Here is a 13131-nt window from a genome sequence, read left to right on the forward strand (position 1 = left end):
TCTTCCTTTCCCCCTCCTGCCGGCCGTCGCGGCGCCGGCCGCAGCCCCGTATCCTTTTGTCTCGCCTGCGCGCCCCCCCCCCCCCGCACCCCCCCCCCCGTCCCGGCCTGCTCGGCGGCGTAGGCGACGGCGCCGAGCTGGATGCCGGCCAGCCCGACGATGAGCAGGACCGGGATGAACCCGAGGTATTCGACGGCGACCTGGCCGCGGTCGCGCAGGTTGCGGCGCATCAGCGCTTCACCTCCTCCACCGTGCCGGCGTGGCCGTGCACGGTGACGGGGAAGTCGATGGTGCCGGGGAAGAGCACCGGGACGCGCAGGGAGACGTCGGCGGTGACCATGCCGGTGCCGCCGCATCGCACCTGGGCGCCCTCCCGCCAGGCGCTGGAGAGATCCTTCAGCGCGGCCTGCTCGCAGACGCCCTCCCGTTCCCCCGGGGGGACGGCCGTGGCCGCCCGGGCGCCTTCGTCGGCGGCGTTTCCGGCGAGGGTGAAGGCGTATCCGACGAGAACGGCCTGCCACATGAGCACGAGGGTGAGGATGATGACCGGGGTCATGCCGAGGAGTTCGATAGTGACTTGGCCGCGGTCGGGTGCGGGCGCGGCGGGCCGTCGGCCGGGTGCGGGCCGGTGGGGGCTGAGCGCGCAGTTCCCCGCGCCCCTACGGGGCGCTTCCTTGCGGGACGCTTCAAAGACGCGCTTCGCTGAAGCGCGCCCAAGGGGCGCGGGGAACTGCGCGGCCAGCCCCAACGCACCCGCACCCGGCCGACGGCCTTTCATGGCAGCTCCCTCCGCCGCCGGAAACCCACCGCCGGCCGCTCCGCGCCCCGCGCCCGGCGCGGCACCGTTCCCTCCGCCGTCCGTACCAGGCCCAGCTCCCCCGCGAGCGCCCACAGCGCCTGCTTCACCGTGCTGCGGGCGTCCAGTTCGTGGATGCGTCCGGCGTCCACCACGCCCTGGAGTTCCTTGAAGTTGGCGGGGATCGGGGTCCCCGCCAGCGCGGTGCCGGTGATCCGCTGGATCAGGGCCGGCTGGATCTCCGTGGCCCTGGTGTGCCGGTTGACGACCACCGTGGTCTCCTCGGCCTTGCGGATCTGCAGCCGGTCCCACATCCGCACCGTGCGCTTGGCGGCGCGTACGGCGACCACGTCGGGCGTGGTCACCAGGAGGGCCAGGTCGGCGGTCTCCACGGCCGCCGCGCCCGCCCCGCCGAGCTGGGCACCGCAGTCGACGACCACGATCTCGTAGCGGGAGCGCAGGGCGCTGAGGATCTGGCGGGCGGCCCGGTCGGTGACCTCCTCGCCGCGTTCGCCCTCGGCGGGTGCGAGGAGCAGGGCGAGCCCGGAGTCGTGGCGGAAGACGGCCTCGGCCATCACGCGGGGGGAGATGTCGCCCACCGCGGCCAGGTCGGCGACCGAGCGGCGGAACTGGACGTCCAGGTAGGAGGCGACGTCCCCGGTCTGGAGGTCGAGGTCGACCAGGGCGGTGGAGTGGCCGGAGGCCTGCGCGGCGAGGGCGATCTGGATCGCCACCAGGGTCGCGCCGGTCCCGCCCTTGGCGCCGCTGACGGTGACGACGGTCCCGCCGACGCCGGCGAACGCGTCCGCGCCGTGGCCGAGGTGGCGCCGTACGCCCGTGGACCACTGGGCGACCGCCTGGACGCGGCCGGCCAGCTCCTCGTAGCTCATGGGGAGCCCCACCAGGCCGCGGGCGCCGGAGTCCATCGCGGCGGCGAACAGGCCGGGGCTGGTGTCGGTGGTGACGAGGACGACTCCGACCGCCGGGAAGCGCAGGGCGACCTCGCGGATCAGTTCCAGGGCCGGGACCGGGCCGATGCGTTCGTGGACGACGACGACCTCGGGGAGTTCGTCGACGGACTCGGCGGCGAACCGGGCCAGGGTGTCGACGAGTTGGGTGGAGTCGGCGACGGGCGGCAGCGGTTCGCTGTCCGGGAGCTGGCTGAGCAGGGAGACCAGGGAGCGGACGGCGTCCACGTCACAGACGGCGGGGAGGATCCTGATGGGCATGCGAGGCGCCTCTCACTTGTCCGTCGCGAGTTCGTAGGTGCGGTCCTTGTCCGGCACGGTGGTGGTCGTGCCGGGCGCGACCAGGGCCAGCCGGACCCGCTGGGCGAAGGACTCCGCGTAGGTGAGGCGCTGGGCGTCGAGCGTGGACAGCGCGAAGGTGATGGGGACCGCGTCGCTGGGCTGCTGGTTCCGGTTGTCCGGGTCCACGTAGCTGAGCTGGGCGCCGACGTCCAGGACCCGGGCGTTGGTCACGATGATCTTCGACTGGTCGGGGTCGCTCTGCTGCTTGCCCTGGAAGGTGGCGTAGACGTTGACCAGCGAGCCCGGGGTGATCTTGCCGGCCACTCCGGTGGCCGCGTCGATCATGATCGCGACCTCCTGCTCGCCGGCCTTCAGCGCGGGCTGGTCGACGATCATGTCGGTCTGGAGCAGCGAGCCCTTCTTCAGTGTGGTGACCGCGATCTTTCCCTCGATCGCGCTGAGGCTGGTGACGGCGTTGGCGGACAGCCACCGCTTGGGCATCTCGACCTTCTGGAACTGGCCGGCGCTCAGCGTCGTGTACGGCTTGACGTCCGACCGGACCTTGTACGCGGTGACCTTGGGGCCGACCTCGGACTTCGCGTTGTCGATGACCGAGAGCACGCCGGCGAACGCGCCGAGCGCGCAGATCACCGACAGGATCAGGAGTATCACGCCGCGGCGCTGACGGGAGTTCATGGACCGTGCGACCTCATCGGGGGAAGCGGGGACGTGGGGGAACCGAGCGGTGGGTGGTACGGGTCAGGCGGGCGTCCGCTGCTCCAGCGCGCGGTGCGCCGGGGGGTCGTAGACGGGCGGGGTGGCTGAGCAGAAGACACAGCGGTCGCCGATGACGTCGATGCCGCACCAGTGACAGCTGGTCTGCCGGACCGAGGTGACCAGTTGGTAGAGGACCGACAGGTCGGCGAGATAGCTGGTGAACTCGATCATCCGGCCGGTCCCCCACCACCGGGACGACTCGGCCGGCAGCGGGGTCTCGCGCAGGCCGTACGAGCCCCAGGTCTTGGCGAGGCCGCCGATCCACTCGGACTGCAGCTGTCCCCTGGCGACCAGCATCCAGGTGCTGAACTCGGGTCCGGTCAGGGTCGTGTCCGGGCCGACCCGGACCAGTTGCGGCTGGGGGTGCGCGACGACCGCGAACTGGGTGCCGGGCATCCAGGACTTGGCGTGCGCCTTGAGGGTGACCGGGACCCGGTCCAGCTTGGCGACCGAGCCGAGGACCGCGCCGGAGTGGATGTAGTGGGTGAGCAGCCGGCCGGCCGACGCGAGAACGCCGGGGCTGAGGTCGCAGGAGGCCAGCTGCCGCAACTGCCGGGCCAGGACGGCGATGCCGAGGGGCGGCAGGTCGGGGCGGAACAGGGCGATCCGGTCGCTCTCCAGCAGGGAGCGCAGGGTGTGCAGGCGCCGGGTCACGGCTTCGGGTACGGCCGCGGAGCAGACGACGATCACGTGCCCGTGCTGCTCGATGAGCGCCACGAACTCGGCGAGGGTCTGGTCGAGGGGCCGCTGGTCCAGGTCGCGGAGCACGACCGCGGGCATGGTCCGCTCGTCCTGCACCGGCAGCGCCATGTCGGCGCTGGTCACGGCAATGGCAGTTGGCACGCGCAGCTCCCCGCTCTTCACACCCCGGCGGCCCACCGGTGTTACTCCAATGAGCCGGGACGACTTCATTGCGTGACTACCTCAGCACTGTAACCACGCCTCTGTGACCGGAGAACAGCGTTTGTCCAGCTGTCTGGGATCCGTGACCACACAAGTAGCTTCAAATCGGGACAGGTTGAGCATATGACCGGGGACTGATCCGGTCAGCGGCGGCTTTGAATTTGGTCTGGACCTATTGACACGTGAATTGGTCTGGACCACCTTGATTGTCATGCCCAGACTCATCCCCCGACTCGTGTCCCGGCATGCCGGACAGCGAGGTATCCGAACCTGGTCGGCCGTGGCCGCGCTCGCCACCGCACTCGCGATGGCGGGCCTGGCCTCCTCCCCGGCCTCCGCCGCCGACGTCAACAACGTGAAGAACGCCGGCTTCGAGTCGGCCCTCGCCAACTGGACCTGTTCCGCCGGCAGCGGTACGACCGTCTCCTCCCCCGTCCACTCCGGCGCCGCCGCCCTCAAGGCGACCCCGGCCGGGCAGGACTACGCCCAGTGCAGCCAGACGGTGGCGGTGAAGGCCAACTCCACCTACACGCTGAGCGCGTGGGTGCAGGGCTCCTACACCTACCTCGGTGTGACCGGCACCGGCACCACGGACGTGTCGACCTGGACCCCGAACACGTCCTGGACGCAGCTGTCGACGACCTTCACCACCGGTTCCTCGACCACCTCGGTCACGGTCTGGACGCACGGCTGGTACGGCCAGCCCGCCTACTACGCCGACGACGTCTCGGTCTACGGCCCCGACGGCGGCGGCGGTTCCGACCCGGCGCCGACCGTCCCGGCGACCCCGACCGGCCTCGCGGTCTCCGGTACGACGTCGTCCTCGGCGTCCCTGTCCTGGAGCGCGGTGTCGGGCGCGACCGGCTACAACGTCTACCGCAACGGCACCAAGGTCACGGCGGTCACCGGCGCCTCGGCCACCATCACCGGCCTCGCCGCCTCGACGTCGTACTCCTTCCAGGTCACCGCGACCAACTCGGCGGGCGAGTCCGCCAAGTCGACGGCGGTGACGGCGACCACGACCGCCTCCGGCGGCAACGGCGGCGGCACGCTGCCCAAGCACGCGGTGACGGGCTACTGGCAGAACTTCAACAACGGCGCGACCGTCCAGAAGATCTCCGACGTGCCCTCCTCGTACGACATCATCGCCGTCGCCTTCGCGGACGCGACCAGCACCCCGGGCGCGGTCAGCTTCACCCTCGACTCCGCCGGGCTCGGCGGGTACACGGTCGACCAGTTCAAGGCCGACATCCAGGCAAAGAAGGCGGCCGGCAAGAAGGTCATCATCTCGATCGGCGGCCAGAACGGCACGATCTCGGTGAGTGACTCGGCGTCCGCGACGAACTTCGCCAACTCCGTCTATTCGCTGATGCAGACGTACGGCTTCGACGGCGTCGACATCGACCTGGAGAACGGCATCAACGCCACCTACATGAGCCAGGCGCTGCGCTCGCTGTCGTCGAAGGCGGGCTCGTCGCTGATCATCACCATGGCGCCGCAGACGATCGACATGCAGTCGACGTCCAACGGGTACTTCCAGACGGCCCTGAACATCAAGGACATCCTCACGGTCGTCAACATGCAGTACTACAACAGCGGTTCCATGCTGGGCTGCGACGGCAAGGTGTACAGCCAGGGCTCGGTGGACTTCCTCACCGCGCTGGCCTGCATCCAGCTGCAGGGCGGGCTGTCCCCGTCCCAGGTGGGCCTCGGCCTGCCGGCGTCGACCAGCGCGGCGGGCAGCGGCTACGTCTCGCCGACGGTGGTCAACAACGCCCTGGACTGCCTGACCAAGGCCACCAACTGCGGCTCCTTCAAGCCGTCGACGACCTACCCCGACCTGCGCGGCGCGATGACCTGGTCGACCAACTGGGACGCGTCGTCGGGCAACGCGTGGTCCAACTCGGTGGGAGCCCACGTCCACGGCCTGCCGTAGCGATCACTGGTGAGCGCCCCTTGGGTGAACTCACCCAAGGGGCCGCGACCGGCCCCCACCCGCCCGTACCCGCGAACGGGCCGCGACGACCACCCCCCGTCGCGGCCCACCCGGCAGAGCCACTCGCACCCGCACGCACCGAGCCCGAACCACACCGTTCACGCGTACTGGACGCGGATCCTCGCCCGGTCCCCCGGCGCCCCGTCCCGCACATCGACGTACGCGCACACCTGGCGGGTGAACCACAGCCCCTGCTCCGGCCCCGGTTCCGCGCTCCCCGGCGGCACGAACCCGGCCAGCGGATCCGCCACCGCCCGACACAGCCGCAGCTCGCAGACGCAGGCCGGGGCCTCGCCCCAGGCGAGGAACTCGACGACCGGACCATGGGCGCCGGCCGCGGCCACGACCGCCCGTGCGAACAGCTCCGCGTCCGCGGCCGCCAGCCCCTGTCCGGCCGCCCAGGCGCGTACCGACTCCGCGGCCGGCAGCCGGGTGACCGCCCGCGGCGGCGGGGGCAGCGGCACGGCGTCCAGTTCGCGTACCAGTACCGGCGGTTGCTCGTACACCCCGGTACCCGGGTGGGCGCGACGGGCCGCGTCGACGACCGCCGGGCCCGCCGTCCGGTTGTCGTAGGCGCACAGGACGGTGGTGGCGAAGGGGGCGAACAGGAGGTTGGCGAGGGACTCGTAGCGGATCCACTCGGTGCTCTCCCGCGCCGAACGCCCGGCGCGGCCCGCCCAGTCGGGCTCCATGAGCAGGTGGACACGGCCGCCGGGTCCGGCGTTCGCGGCGAGGTAGCCGGCGCCCTGGGCCACGGCGTTGGCGGCCGTGCCCGTGTACCAGTCGGTGTGGTCGATGAAGCCGATGTCCCTGGCGTCGGTGCCGAGCGCGTCGCGCAGGGCGGCCAGCAGGCCGGGGGCGGCGATGGCGACGGGCGGAGGCTCGTCGGGGGCGGCGAGCCCCTCGGCGAGGAAGGGCAGGGCGGCGGCGACGAACCCTTCGTCCGAGCCGAACACGGCCATCCGGTGGTCGAAGCGGCCCTCGGCCGCGGTGGGGCGCGCGCTCGTACTGGTGCTCATCGTCACCCAGCCCTCCTCCTGGCCGTCCGTCCACGGTCTCCCGGCGGACCGCGGAGACGCACACGGACGTCACGCGGGCGGGTGTATTTCGGTGGGGGCCGCCTGCGGTTGCGGGTAAAGGCGTAATCTGCGCGGCCGTTTCGCGCGGCTGGTTTCCGCGGCCGGTTTTACCGTCTTGACCTGTTCATGCCATTCCTTCGACGATGAGTGGCACTCGCACAGCCTTCGCACAACAACTGCACAGGCACGTCGCACTGCCCCCCCACCTCCCCCAGGAGACTTCATGCGACTTCGCATGCGCGGCTCCGGCGCCCGCGGCCGGACCGCCGCGCTCGGCGCCCTGCTGGCCCTCGCCCTCGCGGCCCCCGTGTCGGCGACGGCCACCCACGCGTCCGCCGACAGCACGCGCCCGGCGCCGCCCTCGGCCGACGACGTCCGGCAGTACGAGATCCACCAGAGCACCACCCCGGTGACCCGCGCGGCCATCCAGCAGACCGGCGTCACCGTGGACGAGGCCGACGAGGAGACGGTGGTCGTCTCCGGACGGGCCCCGCAGATCGCCGCGCTGAAACGCCTCGGCTACGACGTCACGCCCCTCGGCGCGGCCCCCGACCGGTCCACCGCCGCCGACGGGCTGCGCCTGTTCGACTTCCCGACGGCCGACTCGAAGTACCACAACTACGCCGAGGCGAACGCCGAGATCGGCCAGCGGCTCGCCGCCTACCCCGCCATCATGAGCAGGCAGGTGATCGGCAAGTCGTACCAGGGCCGGGACATCGTCGCCATCAAGGTCAGCGACAACGTGGCGACGGACGAGAACGAACCCGAGGTCCTCCTCACCTTCCACCAGCACGCGCGCGAGCACCTCACGGTGGAGATGGCGCTGTATCTGCTGCGGGAGCTGGGCGCGGGATACGGCTCCGACTCCAGGGTCACGAACATCGTCAACAGCCGGGAGATCTGGATCGTGCCGGACCTCAACCCGGACGGCGGCGAGTACGACATCGCCACCGGCTCGTACCGGTCGTGGCGCAAGAACCGGCAGCCCAACTCCGGCTCCTCGTACGTCGGTACGGACCTGAACCGGAACTGGAACTACCGATGGGGCTGCTGCGGCGGGTCCTCGGGCAGCACGTCCGCGGAGACCTACCGGGGCGCGGCCGCCGAGTCGGCGCCCGAGGTGAAGGTCGTCGCCGACTTCGTGCGCAGCCGGGTCGTCGGCGGGAAGCAGCAGATCAAGGCCGGGATCGACTTCCACACGTACAGCGAACTGGTGCTGTGGCCGTACGGGTACACGACGGCCGACACCGCCACCGGGATGACCGCGGACGACGCGGCCGCGTTCAAGGCCGTGGGGCAGAAGATGGCGGCCAGCAACGGCTACACGCCGGAGCAGTCCAGCGATCTGTACATCACGGACGGGTCGATCGACGACTATCTGTGGGGTACGCAGAAGATCTTCGACTTCACGTTCGAGATGTACCCGACGTCCAGTTCCGGGGGCGGGTTCTATCCGCCCGACGAGGTGATCGAACGGGAGACCTCCCGGAACCGGGACGCGGTGTTCCAGCTGCTGGAGAACGCGGACTGCATGTACCGGTCGATCGGGAAGGAAGCGCAGTACTGCGGCTAGGCGGCCACGGGACCGGGGCCGCCCGCCTGTACCGGGCTACTTCTTGTCGCGGACCTTGTCCTCGGCCTCGGCCTCGGCCTTGTCCTCGGCCTTCTTCGCGGTCTCGGTCTCGGTCTCGGTCTCGGTCTCGGCAGCGGCCTTGTCGGCCGTCTCCAGGACGTCTTCCTCTTCCTCGCCGTCCTCGAAGTACGCGTCCAGGACCGCGTCCAGGTCGTCCTCCCACTCCTTGAAGCGGGAGCGGGACGTCGCCTCGATCTCGATGGGATACCAGCGGCGGTCCGGCGTGTGGACGGTGATCGTGAAGCGCTTCCCGAAGCGCGGTGCCTCGGTCTCGATCGCGCCGATCTCGTCCCAGCGGAACTCGCACTTCTCCTCGTCGAGACTGAGGCGCACGCCCTGGTGGTCGGCCACTATCCGGGCGCGCCGGTCGGAGGCCTCGAAGAGGGGACCGCCGGCGGTCTCCTCGTCGTCGTCCTCGTCCGCCGCGGCCTCGTCCTCGGCCTTGGTCGGGGCCTTGGTCGGGGCCTTGGTCGGGGCCTTGGTCGCGGACGCCGGCTCGGCCGTGTCCTCGACGCCCTCGGCCTCTTCCGCCCCGGCCTCTTCCGCCTCGGCGGCCTTCGCCCCCGCGTCCTCCGGCTCGGCGGACTCGGGCGAGGTGAGCCCGGGGATGAAGGCCGGGTCGAATCCGGCGCCTTCCAGGGGCTGGCTGTTGGCTCCTATGCGCTGCTCCACAGCGGGCAGTATGGTCCAAGAACCTGTGCCGGAGACAGCCAGCCCCGACTTCGTTATCAGACGCCTACACGAAGACGCTGAGCACGGCCGCCACCGCGAAGCCGGCCACCGAGAGCACCGTCTCCAGGACGGTCCAGGTCTTCAGGGTGTCCCGCTCGCTGATGCCGAAGTACTTGGCGACCATCCAGAAGCCGCCGTCGTTGACGTGCGAGGCGAAGATGGAGCCCGCCGAGATGGCCATGATGACGAGGGCGACGAAGGCCTGGGAGTGGTGGCCCTCGCTCAGCAGCGGGGCGACGATGCCCGCCGTGGTCACGATCGCCACCGTCGCCGAGCCCTGCGCGACCCGCAGCACGACGGAGATCAGGTAGGAGAGGACGATCACCGGGAGGCCCACTCCGTTGAAGGTGTCGGACAGCGCCTGGGCGACCCCGCTGGCCTTCAGCACGGCACCGAAGATCCCGCCGGCGCCGACCACCAGCAGGATGTTGCCGACAGGCTTGAGGGACGCGGTGGACACCGTCTCCAGGGACTTGCGGGACCAGCCGCGCCGGATGCCCAGCAGGTAGTAGGCGAGCACCAGGGCGATGGTCAGGGCGACCATCGGCGTACCGAAGAACTCGATCACCGAGCGGCCCGTGGAGGGGTCCAGGGCGATGGACGAGAAGGTCGCGGCGAGGATCAGGACCAGCGGCGTACCGATGATGGCGAGGACCGTGCCGAGCGCGACGGGCTTCTCCTGCGGCTCGACGCCGGCCGCCCGCTGCTCGGCCAGCACGGCCTGCTTGGCCTCGTCGGCCGCCTCGACCATGTCCTGCGGTACGGCGACGAAGATCCGCCTGCCGATCCAGGCCGAGTACACCCATGCGGCCAGCACCGCCGGGATACCGCAGACGATGCCCATGAGGATGACCCAGCCGAGTTGGACGTGCAGCAGAGCGGCGGCGGCCACCGGGCCGGGGTGCGGCGGCAGGAAGGCGTGGGTCATGGAGAGACCGGCGAGCAGCGGGAGGCAGTAGAGCAGGATCGACTTGCCGCCGCGCTTGGCGGCCGCGTAGACGAGCGGCGCGAGCACGAAGATGCCGACGTCGAAGAAGACCGGGATACCGAAGATGAGCCCGGTGAGGCCCATGGCGAGCGGCGCCCGCCTCTCCCCGAAGAGGTTGAGCAGCCGGGAGGCCAACACCTCCGCCCCACCGCTGACTTCGAGGATCGCGCCGAGCATGGTGCCGAGGCCGATGATGATCGCGACATGGCCGAGGATGCCGCCCATGCCGGACTCGATGGTGGAGACGGCGTCCGAACGCTGGACGGTGCCGAAGAGTTCGGTGACGGAGAGACCGGCCAGCAGGCCGACGGCTATGGAGACGGCGAGCAGGGCGACGAAGGGCTGGAGCCGCGCCTTGATGATGAGGAAGAGCAGCAGGGCGATGCCGATGGCGGCGACGGTGAGCAGTCCCGCGGTGCCGTCGAGGAGGAGGAGCAGTCCTCCGGTGTGGGGTGGGGTGGCTGGTGCGGTGGAGGCGGCGAGCGGTAGGGATGACATGTGGGGGTCCTCTTCGTAAGTACATGGTGCTTTCGGGCAGGGAGGATCGCGGCACGGCGCCCGACGGGGCTGCCGTGCCGTGACCGGTGTGCGGTGTGCGGGAGTTGCGGGGGGGGGGACGTCAGGCGTCGAGTACGGCGAGGGCGTCGATCTCGATGAGGAGGCCGGCGGGCAGACCGACGTAGACGGTGGTCCGGGCGGCGGGCGGGGCGGTGAGGCCCTGCTCCTCGAAGTAGGTGTTGTAGATGCCGTTCATCTCGGCGAAGTGGTCCACGTCCGTCAGATAGACGCGGATCATCATCACGTCGTCCCAGGAGGCGCCGCCCTCCTCCAGGATCGCCTTGACGTTGGCGAGGGTCTGGAGGGTCTGCTCGCGGAGCGTGGGGCCGGCCGGGGTCGGGGGCTTGCCCTCCTCGGCGGGCAGGAAGCCGACCTGTCCGGCGACCTGGAGGATGTTGCCCTTCCGCACGCCGTGGGAGAACTTGGCGGGCGGGGTGGTGTGGGTCGTGGGGGTGAGGGCGGTCTTCTCGGTCATCAGTTGCCGGCTTCCTTGATCGGGGTTCTGCCTGAGTACTCGCCGCTGATCGCGTCCGCCGTACGGCGCACCTGCGGGAGCAGGGTGAGGAGTTCGTCGGCGGTGACTACGACGTTGGGCGCGGAGACCGACATCGCGGCGACGACCCGGCCGTCGGCGCCGCGGATGGGGGCCGCGACGCAGTTGATGGACTCCTCGTGGCCGCCGAGGTCGGTGGCCCAGCCCTGTTCGCGCACCTTGGCCAGTTCCTTGCGGAAGGCCTCCGCGTTCGGTGTCGAACGGGCCGTGTACATGGGGTACTCGAGCTTGTCGGCGAGGGCGCGCCGCTCGGGCTCGGGCAGGTCGGCGAGGAGCAGCTTGGCGACGGCGGCGACGGTGATGGCCACCGGCTTGCCGATCCGCGAGTACATGCGCACCGGGTAGCGGCTCTCGACCTTGTCGATGTAGAGGACCTCGCCCTCCTCGAACACGGCGAGGTGCACGGTGTGCCCGCAGGCCTCGTTGAGGCGGGCCAGGTGGGGGTGGGCGATCTCGCGGATGTCGAGGTTCTCCATCGCCTCCTGGGCGAGCGCGAAGAGCCGGGCGCCGAGGCGGTAGCGCTGGTCGGACTGCCGGTAGACCAGCCCGTGTTCGTGGAGGGTGCGCAGCAGCCGCAGCGCGGTCGACTTGTGCACGCCGAGGCGCTCGGCGACCCGGCCGAGGTCGGCGGGGCCCTCGGCGAGCAGCGGCAGGATGCTGAGCGCTCGGTCGACGGTCTGGCTCATGGGGTGCGTACCTCCTCTTCGGCCGCGTCGGCTTCGGTCCAGCCGGGGCCGAGTCGAAGTCTCTCCCACGCGTCGGCGTCGAGGGCGGTCAGACGGTCCGCGGTGTCGCGGGCGGGGGGTGCGGCGAGGTCGGCGGGGGTGGTGAGAGCGGCGGCGGCGTAGAGGTGACCGAGCCGCAGTGTGCGCCACAGGGGCAGTCCGCGCAGGGTCCCGGAGAGAAACCCGGCGGCGAAGGCGTCACCGGCACCGACGGGGGCGACGACGTCCACGGCGGGGGCGGGTTCGAAGGTGGCGGCACCCACACCCGACTCGAATGCCGAGGCCCCCGCTCCACCCTGCTTCACCACCAGCACGCCCGGCTCCGGCAGCAGCTCGCGAACCGATTCCGGGCCTCCCGTCACCCCCCACGCCTCCTCCGCCTCGTCCTCTCCCACGAACACGATGTCGGCCCGGCGCGCCAGCTCCAGCAGGACATCCGGCCCGTCGCCCGAACCCCACAGCCCGCGCCGGTGGTTGACGTCGAAGGACACCACCGGCCGCCCCCCGGCGGGAGCCGTCAGCTCCCTCAGCAGGTCCAGGCAGCCGGGCGACAGCGCGGCCGTGATGCCCGACAGGTGCAGGATCCGGGCCGCGCGAACCGCGGCCAGGTCCACGGTCTCCACCGACATCGCCGACGCCGCCGACCCCGCCCGGTAGTACGCGACCTCATGGGCGTCCGTCGCCCGGTCCCCGGCCGTACGGAAGTACACCCCTGTCGGTCGCCCGGGATCACGGTCCACGCACGCGACGTCCACGCCGTACGAAGCCACCGTCTCCACCAGGTGGTCGCCGAACCCGTCCGCGCCGACCCGGCTGACCCACCGCACCGAATGTCCCGCCGCGGCCAGGGCACACGCCACGTTGGACTCCGCGCCGCCGATCGCACGGTCGAAGGACGGTACGTCCGCGAGGCGCCCCGGCCGCGTGGGCAGGAACGTCACCATGGACTCGCCGAGGGCGACGACGTCCGAGGCGTCCACGGCATCAACAGCGTCCACGACATCAGCGGCGTCCACGACGCAAACGGCGTCAACGGCGTCCGTGGCCTTCACGATGGTCGTGGCTCCTCGTCGACGGGGTCCCCCCGGCTCGGGCGAAGCCGGGAGTCGGGGGTTGCTGCGGGCTCCATTGACCCGGCGTT

General features: G+C 71.1%; 12 protein-coding genes and 1 pseudogene. 2 read left to right on the top strand and 11 right to left on the bottom strand.

Going from position 1 to position 13131, the window contains the following annotated elements; all coding sequences use genetic code 11:
• From ACWGJB_RS14895 to ACWGJB_RS14915, 5 genes and pseudogenes are all read right to left on the bottom strand, one after another.
• Positions 1-230, bottom strand: a pseudogene (locus tag ACWGJB_RS14895) (hypothetical protein); the annotation flags it as partial.
• The gene (locus ACWGJB_RS14900; RefSeq protein ID WP_453380550.1) at positions 230-556 is read right to left on the bottom strand and encodes a pilus assembly protein; all 327 of its coding nucleotides are present in this window, start codon (positions 554-556) and stop codon (positions 230-232) included. The pseudogene ACWGJB_RS14895 and the gene ACWGJB_RS14900, both read right to left, overlap by 1 nt.
• A gap of 218 nt (positions 557-774) precedes the next feature.
• A complete protein-coding gene (locus ACWGJB_RS14905; RefSeq protein WP_453380551.1) occupies positions 775-2025 on the bottom strand; it encodes an AAA family ATPase in 1251 nt (416 codons plus the stop codon).
• A 12-nt stretch (positions 2026-2037) separates the two neighbouring features.
• Entirely contained in the window at positions 2038-2742 is a 705-nt protein-coding gene (gene cpaB / locus ACWGJB_RS14910; protein ID WP_453380552.1) for a Flp pilus assembly protein CpaB, read from the bottom strand.
• Positions 2743-2805: 63 nt separating this feature from the next.
• A complete protein-coding gene (locus ACWGJB_RS14915) occupies positions 2806-3702 on the bottom strand; it encodes a hypothetical protein (protein ID WP_453380553.1) in 897 nt (298 codons plus the stop codon).
• A gap of 235 nt (positions 3703-3937) precedes the next feature.
• Between ACWGJB_RS14915 and ACWGJB_RS14920 the strand changes: the two genes are divergently transcribed.
• The gene (locus ACWGJB_RS14920; protein WP_453380554.1) at positions 3938-5662 is read left to right on the top strand and encodes a chitinase; all 1725 of its coding nucleotides are present in this window, start codon (positions 3938-3940) and stop codon (positions 5660-5662) included.
• A gap of 158 nt (positions 5663-5820) precedes the next feature.
• Here the strand turns inward: ACWGJB_RS14920 and ACWGJB_RS14925 are convergent, their stop codons facing one another.
• Positions 5821-6741 carry an anti-sigma factor RsbA family regulatory protein gene (locus ACWGJB_RS14925; protein WP_453380555.1) on the bottom strand — a complete coding sequence of 307 codons (921 nt, stop codon included), beginning with the start codon at positions 6739-6741 and terminating at the stop codon, positions 5821-5823.
• A 283-nt stretch (positions 6742-7024) separates the two neighbouring features.
• Between ACWGJB_RS14925 and ACWGJB_RS14930 the strand changes: the two genes are divergently transcribed.
• Positions 7025-8374 (top strand): M14 family metallopeptidase, encoded by a 1350-nt coding sequence (locus ACWGJB_RS14930; RefSeq protein ID WP_453380556.1) that lies wholly within the window; start codon positions 7025-7027, stop codon positions 8372-8374.
• A gap of 36 nt (positions 8375-8410) precedes the next feature.
• On the opposite strand, the gene ACWGJB_RS14935 is transcribed toward ACWGJB_RS14930, so the two are convergent.
• From ACWGJB_RS14935 to ACWGJB_RS14955, 5 genes are all read right to left on the bottom strand, one after another.
• Positions 8411-9106 (bottom strand): hypothetical protein, encoded by a 696-nt coding sequence (locus ACWGJB_RS14935; protein ID WP_453380557.1) that lies wholly within the window; start codon positions 9104-9106, stop codon positions 8411-8413.
• A gap of 64 nt (positions 9107-9170) precedes the next feature.
• Positions 9171-10652 (bottom strand): GntP family permease, encoded by a 1482-nt coding sequence (locus ACWGJB_RS14940; protein ID WP_453380558.1) that lies wholly within the window; start codon positions 10650-10652, stop codon positions 9171-9173.
• Between the two features lie 121 nt (positions 10653-10773).
• On the bottom strand, positions 10774-11187 hold the full coding sequence (locus ACWGJB_RS14945; RefSeq protein ID WP_404167424.1) for a RidA family protein: 414 nt from the start codon (positions 11185-11187) through the stop codon (positions 10774-10776).
• Positions 11187-11951, bottom strand: a complete 765-nt coding sequence (locus ACWGJB_RS14950) for an IclR family transcriptional regulator (RefSeq protein ID WP_453380559.1) — start codon at positions 11949-11951, stop codon at positions 11187-11189. Before ACWGJB_RS14950 ends, ACWGJB_RS14945 begins: the two co-directional genes overlap by 1 nt.
• A complete protein-coding gene (locus tag ACWGJB_RS14955; protein ID WP_453380669.1) occupies positions 11948-12988 on the bottom strand; it encodes a sugar kinase in 1041 nt (346 codons plus the stop codon). Before ACWGJB_RS14955 ends, ACWGJB_RS14950 begins: the two co-directional genes overlap by 4 nt.
• Between the last annotated feature and the right edge of the window lie 143 nt (positions 12989-13131).

This window comes from Streptomyces sp. NPDC054813, from assembly GCF_053611365.1.